Here is an 18,015-nt window from a genome sequence, read left to right on the forward strand (position 1 = left end):
CGGGCGATCACCCAGCCATTCGGGCTGCGCTGTCGCGCCGAGAACCGGTTTTACAGGCGCGCCACGGCTTCTGTGGGAAGCGGCCTTGTGTCGCGATGGGCTGCGCAGCAGCCCCGGCAATTTTGCATGATGTCGAGATCCTGAGGCCGCTTCGCGCCCTATCGCGACACAAGGCCGCTTCCCACAAGGGGCGTGGCGCATCTGCGAGAGTAGTGCTCTGCGCGACAGCGCATCCCGGAAGGGCTGGGTAATCTCCTACAGTCATCGCGCATCCCTCAGGCAAACCCCGGTACCCCTCTACAGCACAAGCCGCTACCATGCCGCGCTTTGTTTGATGTCTACCAAGGATTGGTATGCTTGCAACCGCTCGACTCGGTGACACCCATGTGTGTCCCATCCCCGGCCACGGCGCCTCGCCGATTGTTTCGGCCTCCCCCGATACCCAGATCAATGCCCTTGGCGCTGCGCGCGTGGGGGATGTGTGCGGCTGTGGCGCAGTGATCACCACCGGCTTCCCCAGCGTGCTGGTGAACCACCGGCCCCTCGCCCACCTGGGCAGCCCCACCAGCCATGGCGGCACCATCGTTTCTGGTAGTACCGATACCTTTGGCGGGGTGCAGGTTGGTACTGCAGCCAGCCAGGCGATCGTCGATTTTGCCAAGCTCGGCACCATCAGCCCGGAGGGGGTGGTGGATGAGCAACTGATGACGCAGTTGTTGGCCGACCCGCAGTTGGAGCAGCGGGCGTTGCTTTCTGGGGCGCTGGTGCGGCCTGGGGCGTTGGCGGACAGTGCGGCGGCGAAAGCGCCGGTGGGGCCGCAAACGCCGGAGTTGATTGCCGTGGCGGGGAGTCAGCATGACAGTGGCAAGGCCAACAAGATGATGTTTGTTGCGCAGGCAGTGAGGGAACTCAAAACCTTCAAGGCCGAGCGGCCTGGGGCGACCCGCACACTGGTGGTGTTCACACCGGGCTATAACGCCAACATGCTGAACGCCGCTCAAGCCTCTGCGATCTTGTACGAAGCGGAACTGATCAAGGTCTCGAATGTTCAAGAACTGGTCACGTACCTGAATACGGGAAAAGATCGCAGCACATCGCCCATTGGGCACTTGTCGATGTTCAGCCATGGTGTGCCGCAACGTATCGCGTTTGGATATGAATTGCCGGAGGACCAGCAGTTGTCGTTGGGCGTGGATGTATACCGGAGCATTTCACCCGCCGCGTTCAGCAAGTCGGCGCGTGTTGACAGCTATGCCTGCAGGACCGGAATGGGGAACCTGCCTGACCTGCTGATTGAAGAGGCCGTGCAGTTTTCGCCTGAAACGGATGAAAGCCTGGCGCAGTTGCTTGCCAACCATTTGCGGCTGAAGGTGCGCGCGTACGTCAGGCGATCGGATTACAAAGACACCTGGGGCTCGTATGTGGACCGCCAGCGTGGGGCATTGTGTGGGTCGACTGTTCGACAACCGCCGCCGGAGTCTTGGTGTAAAGCCTGGGATGAAGCAGTATCGGAACGACTTGATTACGCAGAACGCCTCAGATTTACCTATCAAGTATCTGGCGCCTCGAATCCAGTGCGGTCGGGAACCACTCCTTACGGATTACCAGGTGGACACATTGAATTCTCGCCACAGTAAGGCTTCCAAGATCAAGTTGATTGCCGTCACGGCCACCGTGCTCCTTATTGGGGTGTGGTGGTTGAGCCACCCACCAACCACCTTCAAAACAGACCTCGGCAATGGCGTAGTCATCTATGCGGATGATTACGTCAAGACGGGCAAATGGGTCTACGACTGCGGCTACACACGGCTAGTCAGCCGTGAACCATTGCCTGTACCCATGAAAGAACTGGCTGCTGCGGGCAAAATATCCTGGGTCATCAATACCTTCCCGATCGATAAAGCAGAGAAAGCAGAGGCACTGAAAGTGATCGAAGCTCTCGACGCAAAAGATTACCAAGGGCTGGTTTACGTCTATTCAGGGCTTGATGAAGAAAGCGAAATCAGGCACCACAAATTCCGCCTGCTGAAAGAGCATGCCGGACGAACCTGGGTAGCGGAAATCACTCAGGTCGTTGGGCGCAAAGGGGATCGCCAGTTCTATGCGGCTGCCGCACCCTACGATGAGGCCACTTATGTCGATTACAACAAAGCTCTGAATGCCGCAGCAGTAAGCTGCCCACAGCCTCAATGACCTCGGCGCCCCCTCAATGTAAGTACCATAGTACCGACCAGAGGGGGTGGCGCAGCGGTCTACGGGCCCGCCCGACCAACCTGCCCAATCACCGCCGAGGTATCCGGTCCTGCTCAGCCACAGTGCCATTGAGCCGCCTGAGCATGGCCATCAAGCCCCCATGCAGCCCCGTGCGCGTGGGCTTGCGCCCGGCCAGTTGCTGCTGGATCAGGTAACCCGGCCCGTTGTAGACCTCTTCGAAGGTGCCATCCCGGTTCATGCGGATGCCGAGGTAATAGTCCGGCACGTGGTGCACGGGGAACGTCAGGGTGGTGCCGAAGGTGGTCTTGATCTGCACATTGCGCCCGGCTTCGCAGACCGCATCGTGGTGCTTGGTCAGGCCTTCGTTGAGGGTCAGCCGGTAGGCAAGGCTGGCCACCACCTCACCGATATCGCCGACCAGCCTGCCGTCTAGGGTGAACGGCTTGCCCGGGTAGGCCGCCTGCAGTTGCCCGACGGCCGCGAACAGGTCGTGCAGGGCGTTCTTGATCTTCAGTTCGATGGTCGCATCCATGGCGGGCCTATTGCGTAAAAGGGCTGGGACAGGCGCTGGCGGTGCTGCGCACGGCGTTGCCAGGGGAAAGATGGGGATTACCGGGGGAATACTCCTACATACCAGCGAAACGCAAAAGCGCTTTGGGCCAATGAGCCAGCATCAATCGCTGCACGGGCGCCCTCCCCCAATAACAAAGCCGCCCAGGCGACAGCGCCCGGGCGGCTTGTTCAACCGCTATTCCCCCGGCATGCGCACCGTCAACCCATGGTTCACATCCTGGGCCAACGCCTTGGCCATGCCGCTGAGGTAGTGCATCGCCGTCAGCAAGGTCGGCAGCTGGTCAGTCTCCATCATCGCCATGTCGGTGAGTTTGTGCACCGCACACATCACCACGGTCGCCTGTTCCACTGCGTGGTCCAGCGAATGCCCGGCGACCACGCGGAACAACGGCTCTTCCATGCCGATATCGCCACCCTCGCCAAAATGGCCGATGCCGCAGGTGGTGAGTTGCCGGCTGCGCGGGGTTTGCAATTCCTTATCCATATACGTCTCCTGCGGCCCCGCGAACGGCGCGGGGCCTGATCGATGAACATCCAGGGCGAACTCAGGTTCGCCAGGTCAATGCCGGGACTGCACGCGGCTCAGCGCCAACTCCACCAAGGTGCGGGCGTTGTCGATTTCGTGCATGGCAGCGAGGGTCAGGACCTGGGCCGGGGGTTTGGTGTGGAGCAGGACGGTCTGCTGGCTGACGGTCAGGGCGCAGACCAGGTATTCGGAGATCTGGACCAGGAGGTCTTCGAGGGTGTGGGCGGCGTAGGGGTTTGGGTGGGGTGGGTCGGGGACGATCTTTAGCATGGTCACACTCCTTCATCGGATTGGAACCGCCAAGAGCCTGCTGTCAAACAGAATGGTGGCAGCGGTACGTGGGTTGACAGACCGAGGATGAAGGAACCCGGCGCACACTAGGTGCCCCACGTACAGCCGCCATAAGCGCGCACGTGCAATCCTTTCATCAGCAACGGCCTGTCAAAGCCGTGTCGCTTGATTAGCGACTTGGCGAGACTAGTGCGCGACTGAAAGGACCGCAATGGCCTGAAACGCTGAAAAGTATGCTTCGGAAATGAACTACATGAAAGGAAGAAAATCCTCTCACCTACGTATTTAATCGGATAAATTTCGGGCTATTCGGATCATTTTCTTACGATTTCCTTGGAAATTTTCGTTTCGGCAATTCGCAACACTCAGAGCACGTAGGAGCTTTCCTTCAATTTTGTAGGAATTCACGCTATGGTCACTAGCTACGAGCCACTACCGAAGGCGTGACATGCAGTATTTCTGGGTGAATCTGGGGACGACCCATAAGGAAGCGAGAAATGGCGAGTTTCTTTGGGCTCCGCTCAGCCCAAAATCGTCAAAGGGAGCAGCAACCAGAACCCACTGGGAAAACGTAGGCAGAGTCAAATCAGGTGATCTGATTTTTTGCTACAACGATAATTTTTTACGTGCCATTGCGACCGCGAAGAATGACGCATATGAAGCGAGTCGTCCCGCAACTCGATCATTCAGCGAATGGAAAAACGTTGGTTATAGAGTCGACGTTGAAATTACAGAACTGAAGCGACGGGTGCACAGCAGAGATATCGCCTCCGACTATCAAGCCCGTTTTGACGAGAATACAACCCCTTCGCTCTTCAACGTCAAAGGCGGCGTCAACCAAATTTACATGGCACAAGTCCCCTCAGATGCTGCTGTCTACTTACTGGAGCAAGCGGAAGTCATCTCAGACTACGAAGACCTCCTCATAGACGCAGGCGCCTCTGAAAGAGCCCCATCAGCCACGACCCGCGAGGCCTTAATCAAAGCCCGGGTTGGTCAAGGTGCATTCAGAACCTCTTTGCTTAAACGCTGGGGCAGTAAATGCGCACTCACTGGACTTTCAAATAAGAATCTTTTGATTGCATCACACATATACCCATGGGCAAGCTGTAACAATGACGCCAGGCTAGACCCGGACAATGGGCTACTACTGGCCGCTCACATTGATCGCTTATTTGAATACGGTCTAATAGCTTTCAACGGATTGGGCGAATTGTTAATCAGCCCAAAGCTGAGCACCACCGAACAAGAAATCCTTGGACTCCAGCGCTTCAAGGCCATAAAGGGCCTTAACCGCGGAAATCTGGCATATCTGAAAAAACACAGGACACGCCATAGTTTTGGGTAGCTAGACTCTGATTAGCCGCAGAACGAAAAGGGCTGCGGCTAAATAACAACGGCTTGATAGCATAAAAAAAATCGAATCATAAAAAAACCCAGCCATCTCACGACGACTGGGTTTTTTAGGGATTTTTGGTCGGGACGGAGTGATTCGAACACTCGACCCCTTGCACCCCATGCAAGTGCGCTACCGGGCTGCGCTACGCCCCGACATCATTCTCGATACCGCTGAGAACGTTGAAGAATTTAACCTAACCTTTTGAATAATGGAAGCTTTTTTTCAAAAATTTCCACTCGTCGGTTTCAGCTCACTTCTTCAACACCACCAGCACATCCTCCAACTCGACAATCATCTGCCGAATCAGCTGCTTGTACTGGCTGGATTCGTCCTTGACCTCATCACTGCTGAGCCGCAAGCGCGCCCCGCCGATGGTGAAGCCCTGGTCGTACAGCAAAGCGCGGATCTGGCGGATCATCAGCACGTCTTGGCGCTGGTAATACCGCCGGTTGCCGCGGCGCTTCACTGGGTTGAGCTGCGGGAATTCCTGCTCCCAGTAGCGCAGCACGTGCGGTTTTACCGCACAGAGCTCGCTGACTTCACCAATGGTGAAGTAGCGTTTGCCCGGGATGGGGGGCAGCTCGTCGTTATGGCTTGGTTCCAGCATAGGCCTCTACCCGGGCTTTCAGCTTCTGCCCTGGACGAAAGGTGACGACGCGGCGTGCGGTGATCGGGATCTCTTCCCCGGTTTTGGGGTTGCGGCCCGGCCGCTGGCGTTTGTCGCGAAGGTCAAAGTTGCCGAAACCGGACAACTTGACCTGCTCGTTGTCTTCAAGCGCGTGCCGAATTTCTTCGAAAAACAGCTCGACCAGCTCCTTGGCCTCTCGCTTGTTGAGCCCCAGCTCCTCGTACAGCCTTTCGGCCATCTCAGCTTTCGTCAGAGCACCCATACCGTTATTTCCTTAACGTGGTGTTCAACCTTTGTTCGAGCGAGGTGAGAATAGTTTGCAGGGTTTCATTCACCTCATCGTCGTTAAGAGTGCGCGATGGATGTTGCCAGGTCAAGCCGACGGCCAGGCTTTTTCTATCAGGATCAATACCTTTACCCTGGTAGACGTCAAACAGCCTGAGGTCTGTGAGCCATTCACCTGCATTGTCACGAATTACTTCAAGCACCGAACTTGCCGCTACATCACGGCCTGCGATCAACGCCAGGTCACGACGGGTTTCGGGGAACTTGGACAGTTCGCTGAACTTGGGCAGGCGGCCTTCCACTACATCGCCGAGCACCAGCTCGAAGACGAACACCGGGCGTTCCAGGCCGAGGGTCTTGGCAAGCTCCGGGTGGATGGCGCCCAGATAGCCGACTTCCTTGCCGTCGCGCTCGATGCGTGCGGTTTGGCCGGGGTGCAGGGCTGGGTGCTTGCCGGCGACGAAGCTGAAGTCGCTGAGGGCACCGGAGTAGCCCAGCAGGGCCTCTACGTCGGCTTTGACGTCGAAGAAGTCGATGCCGTCGCGGCCGTTGGCCCAGCCTTCTGGCTGGCGGCTGCCGGTGACGACGCCGGCGATCATCGGCTGCTGCTTCAGGTCACCGAGCTGGCCGACGAAGCGCAGGCCGCTTTCGAACAGGCGCACGCGGTCTTGCTGGCGGTTGAGGTTGTGCTGCAGGGCTTTGACCAGGCCTGGCCACAGCGAGGCGCGCATGGCGGCCATGTCGCTGGAGATGGGGTTGGCCAACAGCAGCGGATCGACGCCCGGGCTGAACAGCTCGAACAGTTTCGGGTCGATGAAGCTGTAGGTGATGGCCTCCTGGTAACCGCGGGCCACCAGCAGGCGGCGCAGGTTGGGCAGCTCGCCACGGGTTTCGGGGCGGGCTTGCGGGGCCAGGCGGGCCTGCGGGTAGCGAACCGGCAGGTTGTTATAGCCGTACAGGCGGGCCAGCTCTTCGATCAGGTCGACTTCCAGGCTGATGTCGAAGCGGTGGCTTGGCACGGTGACAGTCCACTGCCCTGCCCCGTTGGCGCTGGTTTTCAGCTCCAGGGCGTTGAGCAGTTGCTCGACCTGGGCGGATTCCATCTGCATACCGAGCATCTGGGTAATGCGCTCGTCACGCAGGGTGATCGGCGCAATGTTCGGCAGGTGCTGCTGACTTACGCTTTCGACGATCGGGCCGGCTTCGCCGCCGACGATTTCCAGCACCAGGGCGGTGGCGCGCTCCATGGCTTCACGGGCCAGTTGCGAGTCGACGCCGCGCTCGTAGCGGTGCGAGGCATCGGTGTGCAGGCCGTAGGAACGGGCCTTGCCGGCAACCGAAATCGGCTCGAAGAAGGCGCTTTCGAGGAACAGGTCGCGGGTTTTTGCGGTGTTGACGCCGCTGTGCTCGCCACCCATCACGCCGGCAATGGCCAGGGCGCGGGTGTGGTCGGCGATCACCAGGGTGTCGGCGCGCAGGGCGACTTCCTGGCCGTCCAGCAGGACGATCTTCTCGCCCTCTTCGGCCATGCGTACGCGGATGCCGCCGTTGATTTCTGCCAGGTCAAAGGCGTGCATCGGCTGGCCGAGTTCGAGCATCACGTAGTTGGTGATGTCGACGGCGGCATCGATGCTGCGCACGTCGCTGCGGCGCAGGCGCTCGACCATCCACAGCGGGGTCGGCTTGCTCAGGTCGACGTTGCGGATGACGCGGCCCAGGTAACGCGGGCAGGCAGCCGGGGCGCTGACTTCGACCGGGCGCACTTCGTCGTGGGCTGCTGGTACGGCTGGCACCACCGGGCGGGTGACCGGCACGTCGTACAGGGCGCTGACATCACGGGCAAGGCCAGCCAGGGACAGGCAGTCGCCGCGGTTGGGGGTCAGGCCGATCTCGATGCTGGCGTCGTCGAGGTTCAGGTACTGGCGAATGTCTTCACCCACCGGGGCGTCGGCGGCCAGCTCCAGCAGGCCGTCGTTCTCTTCGCTGATCTGCAGCTCGGCGGCCGAGCACAGCATGCCGAACGACTCGACGCCGCGCAGCTTGGCCTTCTTGATTTTGAAGTCGCCTGGCAGCTCGGCGCCGATCATGGCGAACGGGATCTTGATGCCGGGGCGTGCGTTGGGCGCGCCGCAGACCACCTGGAAGGTTTCTGCGCCGTTGCTGACCTGGCACACGCGCAGCTTGTCGGCGTCCGGGTGCTGTTCGGTGGAGAGGATTTCGCCCACCACGATGCCGCTGAACTGGCCGGCAGCGGGGGTAACGCTGTCGACTTCAAGGCCGGCCATGGACAGGCGGGCGACCAGTTCGTCACGCGAGACTTGCGGGTTTACCCAACCGCGCAGCCACTGTTCACTGAATTTCATGCTGTTCTCCTAGAAAGTGCGTCGATTGGGCCTAGCGGAATTGCGCCAGGAACCGCAGGTCGTTATCGAAGAACAGACGCAAATCGTTGACGCCATAGCGCAGCATGGCCAGGCGCTCGGCGCCCATGCCGAAGGCGAAGCCCTGGTACTCTTCGGGGTCGATGCCGGACATGCGCAGCACGTTCGGGTGGACCATGCCGCAGCCCATCACTTCCAGCCAGCCGGTTTGCTTGCACACGCGGCAGCCCTTGCCGGAACACATCACGCACTGGATATCGACTTCGGCGCTTGGCTCGGTGAAGGGGAAGAACGACGGGCGGAAGCGCACAGCCAGTTCTTTCTCGAAGAACACCCGCAGGAACTCTTCGATGGTGCCCTTGAGGTCGGCGAAGTTGATGCCGCGGTCGATCAGCAGGCCTTCGACCTGGTGGAACATCGGCGAGTGGGTGATATCCGAGTCGCAGCGGTACACGCGGCCTGGGCAGACAATGCGAATCGGCGGCTGGGTCGATTCCATGGTGCGTACCTGTACCGGCGAGGTATGGGTGCGCAGCAGCATGTTGGCATTGAAGTAGAAGGTGTCGTGCATCGCCCGGGCCGGGTGGTGGCCGGGGATGTTGAGCGCTTCGAAGTTGTGGTAGTCGTCTTCGACCTCAGGGCCTTCGGCGATGCCGTAGCCGATGTGGGTGAAGAACTGCTCGATGCGCTCGAGGGTACGGGTGATCGGGTGCAGCCCGCCGGTGGTCTGGCCACGGCCTGGCAGGGTCACATCGATGCATTCGGCGGCCAGGCGAGCGTTGAGTTCGGCCTCTTCGAAGGCAGCCTTGCGTGCGTTGAGCACGTCGGTGACGCGCTCTTTAGCGTCGTTGATCAGCGCACCGACCTTGGGGCGCTCGTCGGCTGGCAGGTTGCCCAGGGTCTTCATCACCTGGGTCAGCTCGCCTTTCTTGCCGAGAAATTGGACCCGGATCTGTTCCAGGGTAGTGATGTCTTCAGCGCGTTCCACGGCCTCGAGGGCTTGGGCAACCAGCGCGTCCAGGTTTTCCATGTACAGACTCCAGATACGAAATAGGGGAAGAGCTTTTGAAGGCTCTTCCCCTATCGATGACGTTTTACACCCGGCGGCCGAAACCGCCGAGTGATTGTCGTGGGTACTTAAGCCAGAACGGCTTTAGCTTTCTCGACAATCGCAGCAAACGCCGCTTTTTCGTTCACTGCCAGGTCAGCCAGAACCTTGCGGTCGATTTCGATCGACGCTTTTTTCAGGCCAGCAATCAGACGGCTGTAGGACAGGCCGTTGGTGCGGGCACCGGCGTTGATACGAGCGATCCACAGTGCGCGGAACTGACGCTTCTTCTGACGACGGTCACGGTAGGCATATTGACCAGCCTTGATGACAGCCTGCTTGGCAACGCGGAATACGCGCGAGCGTGCACCGTAGTAGCCTTTAGCCAGTTTCAGAATTTTCTTGTGACGCTTACGAGCGATGACGCCACGCTTAACACGAGCCATGAGTAACTTCCTCTATCTAAACCAGAATTAACGTACGCGCAGCATGCGCTCGACTTTTGCCACGTCAGACGGGTGCAGCAGGCTGGCACCGCGCAGTTGACGCTTACGCTTGGTCGACATTTTGGTCAGGATGTGGCTCTTGAAAGCGTGCTTGTGCTTGAAGCCGGAAGCGGTCTTCAGGAAGCGCTTCGCAGCACCGCTCTTGGTTTTCATTTTTGGCATGTTGGAACTCCGCATTCGATATAAATTACACAATAATCATCAGGCCTGCCGTGCCCGGGAGATTACTTCTTCTTTTTGGGGGCGATGACCATCATAAGCTGGCGTCCTTCCATCTTCGGATGCTGCTCAACGGTGCCGTATTCGGCGAGGTCAGCTTCGACCCGCTTCAACAGCTCCATGCCCAGCTCCTGGTGGGCCATCTCACGGCCGCGGAATCTCAGAGAGATCTTGGCCTTGTCCCCATCACTAAGGAAACGTACCAGGTTGCGTAGTTTTACCTGGTAATCTCCATCTTCCGTCCCTGGACGAAACTTGATTTCTTTGATCTGGATCTGCTTCTGGTTTTTCTTGGCTTCGTTGGCCTGCTTCTTCTTTTCGAAGAGGTGCTTGCCGTAGTCCATGACCTTGCAGACCGGCGGTACCGCGTCTGCAGAGATTTCCACCAGATCCAGCTTCGCTTCATCAGCGATACGCAGCGCTTCATCAATCGAGACGATGCCAACCTGCTCGCCGTCTGCGCCAATTAACCGAACCTCGCGGGCCGAGATATTCTCGTTGATCGGGGCCTTCGGTACAGCACGCTTATCGTTTCTCATTTCACGCTTAATAGTCATTACTCCGATTCTTGGCGACCACGCCGGGAAACCGCTTGTGTCAGGAGCTCAGCGAACTGGGCGACGGGCATGGAGCCCAGGTCTGCGCCTTCGCGAGTACGCACAGCGACGGTTTGCGTTTCGACTTCGCGGTCCCCTATAACCAGCAGGTATGGGACCTTGAGCAAAGTATGCTCGCGGATTTTAAAGCCGATCTTCTCATTTCTCAAGTCCGACTTGGCACGGAACCCGCTACCGTTCAGTGCTTTTTCCACCTCGAGGGCGAAATCGGCCTGTTTGTCGGTGATGTTCATGACCACGGCTTGGGTGGGTGCCAGCCAGGCCGGGAACACGCCAGCGTAGTGCTCGATGAGCATGCCGATGAAGCGTTCGAACGAACCGAGGATGGCGCGGTGCAGCATGACCGGGCGAACTCGGCTGTTATCTTCGGCGATATAGCTGGCATCCAGGCGTTCTGGCAGGTTCGGGTCGTACTGCAGGGTACCGCACTGCCAGTTACGGCCGAGGCAGTCGCGCAGGGTGAACTCGATTTTCGGGCCGTAGAACGCACCCTCGCCTGGCTGGTATTCCCACTCCAGGCCCGAGTCGTTCAGGGCGTCGGCCAGGGCGCCTTCGGCGCGGTCCCACAGCTCTTCGGAGCCCACGCGCTTGGCCGGGCGGGTCGAAAGCTTCATGGCGACGTCGGTGAAACCGAAGTCCTTGTACACGTCGAGGGTGAGCTTGATGAAGTCGGCGGCTTCTTTCTTCACCTGGTCTTCGGTGCAGAAGATGTGCGCGTCGTCCTGCACGAAGCCACGCACGCGCATGATGCCGTGCAGGGCGCCGGACGGCTCGTTGCGGTGGCAGGCACCGAACTCGGCCAGGCGCAGTGGCAGGTCGCGGTACGACTTCAGGCCCTGGTTGAACACCTGCACGTGGCACGGGCAGTTCATCGGTTTTACCGCGTAGTCGCGGCTTTCCGAGGCGGTGGTGAACATGTTCTCGGCGTAGTTGGTCCAGTGGCCGGAACGCTCCCACAGGATACGGTCGACCACTTGCGGGGTCTTGATTTCCTGGTAGCCGTTCTCGCGCTGCACTTTACGCATGTACTGCTCGAGCACCTGGTACACGGTCCAGCCGTTGGCGTGCCAGAACACCATGCCCGGGGCTTCTTCCTGCAGGTGGAAGAGGTCGAGTTGCTTGCCGATCTTGCGGTGGTCGCGTTTTTCGGCTTCTTCGATGCGCTGGATGTACGCCGCCAGCTGCTTCTTGTCGGCCCAGGCGGTGCCGTACACGCGTTGCAGCTGCTCGTTCTTGGCGTCGCCGCGCCAGTAGGCGCCGGACAGCTTGGTCAGCTTGAATGCCTTGAGGAAGCGGGTGTTCGGCACGTGCGGGCCACGGCACATATCGACGTATTCTTCGTGATAGTACAGGCCCATGGCCTGTTCATCGGGCATGTCCTCGACCAGGCGCAGCTTGTAGTCTTCGCCACGCTGGGTGAACACGTCGATGACTTCGGCGCGCGGGGTCATCTTCTTGACGACGTCGTAGTCGGTGTCGATCAGCTGCTGCATGCGCTTTTCGATGGCCGCGAGGTCGTCCGGGGTGAAGGGACGCTCGTAGGCAATGTCGTAATAGAAGCCTTCGTCGATCACCGGGCCGATGACCATGCGGGCGGTCGGGTACAGCTGCTTCACTGCGTGGCCGATCAGGTGGGCGCACGAGTGACGGATGATCTCCAGTCCCTCTGCATCTTTGGGGGTGATGATCTGCAGGGTGGCGTCGTGGTCGATCTTGTCGCAGGCGTCGACGAGCTTGCCGTCGACCTTGCCGGCCAGGGTGGCCTTGGCCAGGCCCGCGCCAATCGAGGCGGCGACTTCGGCTACGGATACCGGCTGGTCGAACGTACGTTGACTGCCATCGGGAAGAGTAATAACGGGCATGGCGCCTCCTCTCCTAGTGGTGACCCCTACCAAAGGTCACGTGGGTTGGGATGAGCCAGTACAAGATCCGGCCTGCCTTTCTTCGAAGAAAGCCTGCCTCACAGTGGCAGAGACCTTTCGGCCTGTCAGGGACGAACCAGAGTGACTGGAAGGTAAAAGTTGCAGGCTGAAAGTGCCCAGCTGCAAGCGGAGCATGCTAGCACGCGGGTTCCGTGCCAGGCAGAAATATTTGGAAATTACGCCTTGGCGGTGAACTTGTGCGGAAAATTTCCTATCAGACCTTCTGAAGCAACCTACTCTTGACGAGACCTTAACCCAAGGAGTGTCTGGTTATGCGACTTCAGTCCCTTCTGGCCGCGTGTGCCGTAAGCGCCCTGCTGCTGCCCCTGGCCGCCAACGCAGGCAATTTCCCGCCCGGCAAGGAAGCGGCCTACATGACCCAGTGCACGCAGGTGGCCGGTGGCCAGGGCGTGGACGCGGCGACGGCGAAAAAGCACTGCGATTGCGGCGCCCAGGCCATCAAGAAGAACTTTACCGATAAGGAGATCATGGACCTCGACAGCAAGGATGGCGTTGACGCCAAGCTGATGCAAAGGGCCCAGACGGTCGTGCAGGCCGCCTGCAAGCCGAAGTAAGCAGGGTTTTCCGGCCAAACCACGCATCATTTGCGCTGGATCAACATCCTGCGAAGGTAAAAGGCGCTACATGCGCAGAAATGGACTATGATGTCGCCCGTGCTCCTGTAGCCTCGGCAACATTGCACCTCGAAAAAAAATCATGTTTCTGGAGATTCACCTCATGTCCAATCGCCAAAACGGCACCGTCAAATGGTTCAATGATGAAAAAGGCTACGGCTTCATCACCCCAGCAGGCGGCGGCGACGACCTGTTCGTACACTTCAAGGCCATCGAATCCGACGGCTTCAAGAGCCTGAAAGAAGGCCAAGCTGTTACCTTCGTTGCCGAGCGCGGCCAGAAGGGCATGCAGGCTGCACAGGTTCGTCCGGAGTAATTCGGATACCGCAGTAAAAAAACCCGCCACTTGTGGCGGGTTTTTTATTGGCTGCCCGTCAGGGCCGCATCGCGGGGCAAGCCCGCTCCCACGCATTCACCGTGGGAGCGGGCTTGCCCCGCGATGTGTCAGCCGCAATTCACGCGACTGACCACGCCGTGGTCGTCTACGTTCAGGTTCAACCGCTCGGAGCGGTATTCCAGGGTGATCACGTCGGTCGGCTTGAGGATGCGGCCCAGCTGCGAGCCGCTGGCCTTGCGCGCCTGCTCCAGCAGCTCAGGGGTAGCCTGCTTGCCGATGGCGAAGTCGGCACCACTGGCTTCGCAGCGGCCGTCGTTGTTGGCAGGGGCCGCCGGGGCGGCATTGCCGGTGGACGTGCCATCGGTGCTGCAGCCTGCCAGGACGGTGGCCAGCAGCAGGGTCGCCAGGGAAGCGCGGGTACGGAACATGAATCCTCCAGAAAATCGACGTGGGAATTGCACATGCGACAATTCCGCTAACTGTTTGTTGCAAAAGGCGGGATTTTGCCTGAACCGGGCGCCAGACGCGAAACGCAATCGTGACCGGATTTTGCACCAAACCTCAGGTTACACCCAGGGCGGCGCTTATGCTTAAGTCGCAGGGCCGTTGACACAAAGCCGTGGTTTACTTCATCAAGTGGGGCGCGCAACGCCCCCTTCGGATGCCAGGACCCGGTATTCGACCCTTCACTCAAGGCCCCCGCGAGAGCCCTCCATGAGCAGCCACAGCATCGATGCCGATATCAAGGTCAAATGGGCCGAAGGCCAGAGCGCCTACAGCCCGGGCACGCCCGAGGAGCTATTGCTGATTGCCATCGACCTGCTGGTGCGCGACCGCGGCAGCGAGGCGGCGCGCAGCTTCATCGACCAGGTGTTCGAGCGCTTTGCACCGCACGAGGCTATGGCAATCGAGCCAGGCGGGCGCTAAGCAGGTCGAACAGGCCCTGGGCGTCTCCCTCCTCCACCCAGTGCACGTTGGCCGGCTGCTTGAGCACGCCGTACCAGTCGGCGATGGTCTGGCCGAAGGTCGGGCCTTCGCGGCTGTCGACGGCCAGGTGGATGTCACGGCCGCTGAACATCTCGGGCTTGAGCAGGTAGGCGATCACGCTGGCGTCATGCACCGGGCCACCGGGCGTGCCGTACAGCTTCATGTCGTACTGGATGTAGGCCTTGAGAATGTCCACCACCAGTTGGCTGGCGTGGTTGTTGACCGCGGCCAGTTGCTTGAGGCGCGCGTCACTGGTGAGCAGCTTGTGGGTGACGTCCAGCGGCAGGTAGGTGAGCTTGACGCCGCTGGCCAGCACCACTTCGGCGGCGTGGGGGTCGGCGTACAGGTTGAACTCGGCAGCCGGGGTGATATTACCGCCGTTGAAGTGGGCGCCGCCCATTACCACCACTTCCTTGATGCCCTTGACGATGTCCGGCTGCTGGGCCAGCGCCAGGGCCAGGTTGGTCTGCGGGCCGAGCATGGCGATGGTGATGCTGTGGGGTTCGGCTGCGCCCAGGGTGTCGACCAGGTATTGCACGGCATTACCCTTGGCCAATGGCGCCTTGGGTTCGTGCACGGGTACGCCGGTGAGGCCTTCTTCGCCGTGGACGTCGGCGGCGTAGATGGGGGTGCGCACCAGTGGGCGGCCGGCCCCGGCGTAGACGGGGATGTCTTCGCGGTGGCCCCACTCGCGGGCCAGGCGGGCGTTGCGCGAGGTCTTGTCCAGGCGCACGTTGCCGGCGACGGTGGTGATGGCGCGGATCTTGAGTTCTTCTGGGGAGGCCATGGCCAGCAGCAGCGCGACCACGTCGTCGGCGCCGGGGTCGGTGTCGATGATCAGGTCGCGCGGGGCGGCCATGAGGGTGGTGGCGGCCAGTGCGGACATGAGTACGGCTCCTTGTAGCAGGTGTTTGAACATCGGGCTCTCCTTTGCCTGTTGATTGATTCGACAGCCCTCCCCCTGTAGGAGCGGCCTTGTGTCGCGAAAGGGCTGCGTAGCAGCCCCGGCGATTTTGCGTGATGCGAAGATCCTGGGGCCGCTGCGCAGCCCTTTCGCGACACAAGGCCGCTCCTACAAGGGTGCGCGGCACCTGGAATAACTAGAAGGTAACCCCCGCCACCAGCGCGATATTGCTGTAGGGCTGGCACTCGCCGGTGCGCACCACGGCGCGGGCCTTGTGGCTGAGGGCCTTGAACGCGTCGTGGCTGAGTTGCTCGCGTACACCCAGCTCACCGGCGCCGTGCAGGCGCTCCACCTCTGCAAGGCCTGCCGGCGCTGCCTGGAACATTTCCTCGCCCAGCACATGGCGCTCTACCTGCATCTCGCTCAGCACCACCCGCAGCACGCTGGCAAAATCCGGAATGCCAGGGGTCAGCGCCAGGTCGATCAGCTCCACCCCGGGCGGCACCGGCAGGCCGGCGTCGCCGATCACCAGGATGTCACCATGGCCAAGCCCGGCGATGGTTCGTGACAGGGCTACGTTCAACAATGGGGTCTTTTTCATGGGGCCAGCTCCGCCAGGTAAGGGATCGACGGCTGGGCGCCGGCGCGAGTGACGGAAATCGCCGCCGCACGCTGCCCGAAAACGATTGCGTCGTTGATCGGAAAGCCATTGGCCAGGTGCGCGGCAAAACCGCCGACAAAGGTGTCACCGGCTGCGGTAGTGTCCAGCGACTGCACCGGCGTTGCCGGAAAGTGCCGGGCGCCCTGCCCGTCTACGTACAACGCGCCTTGGGGGCCGAGGGTGACGATCACCTTGCCCGCCCCCAGCGCGCGCAGGCGCTCGGCAGCGGCCTGGGCGCTGGCCTGGTCAGTCACCGGTAGGCCGGTCAGGGCTTCGGCCTCGCTTTCATTGGGGATCAGGTAGTCGATGTGGGGGTACCACTCGGCCGGCAGCGGGCCGGTAGCCGGGGCCGGGTTGAGGATCACCGTCTTGCCCAAGGCATGGCCCCGAGCCAAGGTCCAGGCCACGGTCTCGATGGGCACTTCGAGCTGGCAGATGATCACCTCGCTGCCCTGCAGCAACGCGTCGAAGCGCTGCACCGACTCGGGGGTAAGCAGGCCGTTGCCGCCGGGGATGATGACGATGGCGTTCTCGCTGGCGGCGTCCACCACGATCAGCGCCACGCCACTGGAAACGCCCGGGCACTCGCCCACCCCCTGGCAGTCGACGCCCTCCACTTCCAGCGCCTGGCGCAATTGCTGGCCGTAGGCGTCGTCACCGACATTGCCGACCATCGCCACACTGGCACCCAGGCGGGCCACGGCCACGGCCTGGTTGGCACCCTTGCCGCCGGGCACGGTGAAAAAGCTGTCGCCAGCGAGGGTTTCGCCGCCACGGGGCAAGCGCTGGGCGCGGGCCACCAGGTCCATATTGAGGCTGCCGACCACGACCACCTTGGCATCCATTGGGGTATTTCCTTAACGGTAATCGTTGAACAGGTCCGGGCGCGGCCCGGTGGATTCCCGCAGCACCAGGCGCGGGGCGACGATGCGCTGCTCGGCCTCGCCCTTGCGCGGCGCAGTGATGCGCGACAGCAGCAAGGCGGCGGCGTTTTCGCCGAGCTCGCGGATCGACTGGCCGACCGTGGTCAGCGCCGGGTACACGTAACGGCTGAGCTCGATGTCGTCGAAGCCGATCACCGACAGCTCGCCGGGCACGTTGATGTTGCGTTCGGCAGCGGCGCGCAGCACGCCGAAGCCGATCATGTCGTTGCCGGCGAAAATCGCCGTGGGCCGCTGGCCGTCCAGCAGGCGCGCCGCCGCGGCATGCCCGCCGGGGCTGGTGAAATCGCTGTGCAGCACGTGGCCGGCGGCGATGCTCACCCCGGCCTCGGCCATGGCCCGGCGGAACCCGGCCAGGCGCAGCTGGCTGACGCCGGTGTCGACCGGGCCGGCAATGGTGGCGATGTCGCGGTGGCCCAGCTCCAGCAGGTGGCGGGTCGCCAGGTACGCGCCGTGCTCGTGGTCGATGCGCACCAGGTCGGCTTCGACGCCGTCCAGGGCGCGGTCGACGATGACCATGGGGGTGCGCACGCAGCTCAGGCTGTCGAGCAGGTCGCGGTCCTCGCCCACCGAGGCCACCACCAGGCCGTCAATGCGTTTTTCCAGCAGCACGCGCAGGTAGCTGCGCTGCTTTTGCGGGTCGTCGTCAGAGTTGCACAGGATCACGCAGTAACCGTTGCGCTCGCAGGCATCCTCGATGCCGCGGGCCAGCTCGGCGAAGTACGGGTTGACGCTGTTGGGCACCAGCAGGCCGATGGTGGCGGTGCTGCGCGCCTTCAGCGAGCGGGCCACGGCGCTGGGCACGTAGTCCAGCTCGGCGATGGCGGCCTCGACTTTAAGGCGCACGTGCTCGCTGACCGGGCGGGTCTTGTTCAGTACATGGGACACGGTGGTGTAGGAAATACCCGCCAGTGCCGCGACATCTTTGATGGTTGCCATGG

The 18,015-nt window shown here is 61.1% G+C and carries 22 protein-coding genes and 1 tRNA gene; 6 read left to right on the forward strand and 17 right to left on the reverse strand.

All coding sequences use genetic code 11. From position 1 onward, the window contains the following. Positions 1 to 353: 353 nt before the first annotated feature. Entirely contained in the window at positions 354 to 1,637 is a 1,284-nt protein-coding gene (locus KSS94_RS17150; protein WP_217839288.1) for a PAAR domain-containing protein, read from the forward strand. Next, entirely contained in the window at positions 1,609 to 2,193 is a 585-nt protein-coding gene (locus KSS94_RS17155) for a hypothetical protein (RefSeq protein ID WP_217839289.1), read from the forward strand. Before KSS94_RS17150 ends, KSS94_RS17155 begins: the two co-directional genes overlap by 29 nt. 88 nt (positions 2,194 to 2,281) lie before the next feature. On the opposite strand, the gene KSS94_RS17160 is transcribed toward KSS94_RS17155, so the two are convergent. The 3 genes from KSS94_RS17160 to KSS94_RS17170 all read right to left on the reverse strand — a co-directional run bounded on the left by KSS94_RS17160 (position 2,282) and on the right by KSS94_RS17170 (position 3,583). Beyond that, complete coding sequence (locus KSS94_RS17160) at positions 2,282 to 2,746, reverse strand: DUF6998 domain-containing protein (RefSeq protein ID WP_217839290.1); 465 nt, start codon at positions 2,744 to 2,746, stop codon at positions 2,282 to 2,284. 216 nt (positions 2,747 to 2,962) lie between these two features. Further along, positions 2,963 to 3,271, reverse strand: a complete 309-nt coding sequence (locus tag KSS94_RS17165; RefSeq protein WP_217839291.1) for a DUF3077 domain-containing protein — start codon at positions 3,269 to 3,271, stop codon at positions 2,963 to 2,965. 75 nt (positions 3,272 to 3,346) lie between these two features. After that, on the reverse strand, positions 3,347 to 3,583 hold the full coding sequence (locus KSS94_RS17170) for a hypothetical protein (RefSeq protein WP_217839292.1): 237 nt from the start codon (positions 3,581 to 3,583) through the stop codon (positions 3,347 to 3,349). A gap of 469 nt (positions 3,584 to 4,052) precedes the next feature. On the opposite strand from KSS94_RS17170, the gene KSS94_RS17175 reads away from it, so the two are divergent. Continuing rightward, positions 4,053 to 4,952 carry an HNH endonuclease gene (locus tag KSS94_RS17175; protein WP_217839293.1) on the forward strand — a complete coding sequence of 300 codons (900 nt, stop codon included), beginning with the start codon at positions 4,053 to 4,055 and terminating at the stop codon, positions 4,950 to 4,952. Between the two features lie 126 nt (positions 4,953 to 5,078). Here the strand turns inward: KSS94_RS17175 and KSS94_RS17180 are convergent. From KSS94_RS17180 to thrS, 9 genes are all read right to left on the reverse strand, one after another. Beyond that, positions 5,079 to 5,155 (reverse strand) — tRNA-Pro (locus tag KSS94_RS17180). A 98-nt stretch (positions 5,156 to 5,253) separates the two neighbouring features. Then, the gene (locus tag KSS94_RS17185) at positions 5,254 to 5,610 is read right to left on the reverse strand and encodes a MerR family transcriptional regulator (RefSeq protein WP_008100384.1); all 357 of its coding nucleotides are present in this window, start codon (positions 5,608 to 5,610) and stop codon (positions 5,254 to 5,256) included. Then, complete coding sequence (ihfA, locus tag KSS94_RS17190; RefSeq protein WP_009394049.1) at positions 5,591 to 5,893, reverse strand: integration host factor subunit alpha; 303 nt, start codon at positions 5,891 to 5,893, stop codon at positions 5,591 to 5,593. The genes KSS94_RS17185 and ihfA overlap by 20 nt, the downstream gene beginning before the upstream one ends. A gap of 4 nt (positions 5,894 to 5,897) precedes the next feature. Then, a complete protein-coding gene (pheT, locus tag KSS94_RS17195; RefSeq protein ID WP_217839294.1) occupies positions 5,898 to 8,279 on the reverse strand; it encodes a phenylalanine--tRNA ligase subunit beta in 2,382 nt (793 codons plus the stop codon). 31 nt (positions 8,280 to 8,310) lie between these two features. Further along, the gene (pheS, locus tag KSS94_RS17200) at positions 8,311 to 9,327 is read right to left on the reverse strand and encodes a phenylalanine--tRNA ligase subunit alpha (RefSeq protein WP_217839295.1); all 1,017 of its coding nucleotides are present in this window, start codon (positions 9,325 to 9,327) and stop codon (positions 8,311 to 8,313) included. 107 nt (positions 9,328 to 9,434) lie between these two features. Next, entirely contained in the window at positions 9,435 to 9,791 is a 357-nt protein-coding gene (gene rplT, locus KSS94_RS17205; protein ID WP_003250671.1) for a 50S ribosomal protein L20, read from the reverse strand. 27 nt (positions 9,792 to 9,818) lie between these two features. Continuing rightward, on the reverse strand, positions 9,819 to 10,013 hold the full coding sequence (rpmI, locus tag KSS94_RS17210; RefSeq protein ID WP_003250667.1) for a 50S ribosomal protein L35: 195 nt from the start codon (positions 10,011 to 10,013) through the stop codon (positions 9,819 to 9,821). A 62-nt stretch (positions 10,014 to 10,075) separates the two neighbouring features. Next, positions 10,076 to 10,627: a translation initiation factor IF-3 gene (gene infC / locus KSS94_RS17215; protein ID WP_217839296.1), complete on the reverse strand. Its 552-nt coding sequence runs from the start codon at positions 10,625 to 10,627 to the stop codon at positions 10,076 to 10,078. Continuing rightward, complete coding sequence (gene thrS, locus KSS94_RS17220; RefSeq protein ID WP_217839297.1) at positions 10,627 to 12,549, reverse strand: threonine--tRNA ligase; 1,923 nt, start codon at positions 12,547 to 12,549, stop codon at positions 10,627 to 10,629. Before thrS ends, infC begins: the two co-directional genes overlap by 1 nt. A gap of 332 nt (positions 12,550 to 12,881) precedes the next feature. Here thrS and KSS94_RS17225 point away from each other — a divergent pair, with 332 nt between their 5' ends. Together KSS94_RS17225 and KSS94_RS17230 are read left to right on the forward strand one after the other, a co-directional pair. Then, complete coding sequence (locus KSS94_RS17225; protein ID WP_217839298.1) at positions 12,882 to 13,184, forward strand: hypothetical protein; 303 nt, start codon at positions 12,882 to 12,884, stop codon at positions 13,182 to 13,184. Positions 13,185 to 13,347: 163 nt separating this feature from the next. Next, entirely contained in the window at positions 13,348 to 13,560 is a 213-nt protein-coding gene (locus tag KSS94_RS17230) for a cold-shock protein (RefSeq protein WP_008100414.1), read from the forward strand. Between the two features lie 128 nt (positions 13,561 to 13,688). On the opposite strand, the gene KSS94_RS17235 is transcribed toward KSS94_RS17230, so the two are convergent. Further along, on the reverse strand, positions 13,689 to 14,009 hold the full coding sequence (locus tag KSS94_RS17235) for an I78 family peptidase inhibitor (protein WP_217839299.1): 321 nt from the start codon (positions 14,007 to 14,009) through the stop codon (positions 13,689 to 13,691). Between the two features lie 286 nt (positions 14,010 to 14,295). Between KSS94_RS17235 and KSS94_RS17240 the strand changes: the two genes are divergently transcribed. Further along, positions 14,296 to 14,508, forward strand: a complete 213-nt coding sequence (locus KSS94_RS17240) for a hypothetical protein (protein WP_217839300.1) — start codon at positions 14,296 to 14,298, stop codon at positions 14,506 to 14,508. Here the strand turns inward: KSS94_RS17240 and KSS94_RS17245 are convergent. The 4 genes from KSS94_RS17245 to KSS94_RS17260 form a co-directional block, all read right to left on the reverse strand. Beyond that, on the reverse strand, positions 14,480 to 15,487 hold the full coding sequence (locus KSS94_RS17245) for a nucleoside hydrolase (RefSeq protein ID WP_217839301.1): 1,008 nt from the start codon (positions 15,485 to 15,487) through the stop codon (positions 14,480 to 14,482). The genes KSS94_RS17240 and KSS94_RS17245 overlap by 29 nt on opposite strands. Before the next feature lie 181 nt (positions 15,488 to 15,668). Continuing rightward, positions 15,669 to 16,073, reverse strand: coding sequence for a D-ribose pyranase (gene rbsD / locus KSS94_RS17250; RefSeq protein WP_217839302.1), 405 nt, complete (start codon positions 16,071 to 16,073; stop codon positions 15,669 to 15,671). Beyond that, positions 16,070 to 16,978 carry a ribokinase gene (gene rbsK, locus KSS94_RS17255; protein WP_217839303.1) on the reverse strand — a complete coding sequence of 303 codons (909 nt, stop codon included), beginning with the start codon at positions 16,976 to 16,978 and terminating at the stop codon, positions 16,070 to 16,072. Before rbsK ends, rbsD begins: the two co-directional genes overlap by 4 nt. A 12-nt stretch (positions 16,979 to 16,990) precedes the next feature. Then, positions 16,991 to 18,013 carry a LacI family DNA-binding transcriptional regulator gene (locus tag KSS94_RS17260; RefSeq protein ID WP_217839304.1) on the reverse strand — a complete coding sequence of 341 codons (1,023 nt, stop codon included), beginning with the start codon at positions 18,011 to 18,013 and terminating at the stop codon, positions 16,991 to 16,993. Between the last annotated feature and the right edge of the window lie 2 nt (positions 18,014 to 18,015).

The organism is Pseudomonas fakonensis (assembly GCF_019139895.1).
Lineage (GTDB): Bacteria > Pseudomonadota > Gammaproteobacteria > Pseudomonadales > Pseudomonadaceae > Aquipseudomonas > Aquipseudomonas fakonensis.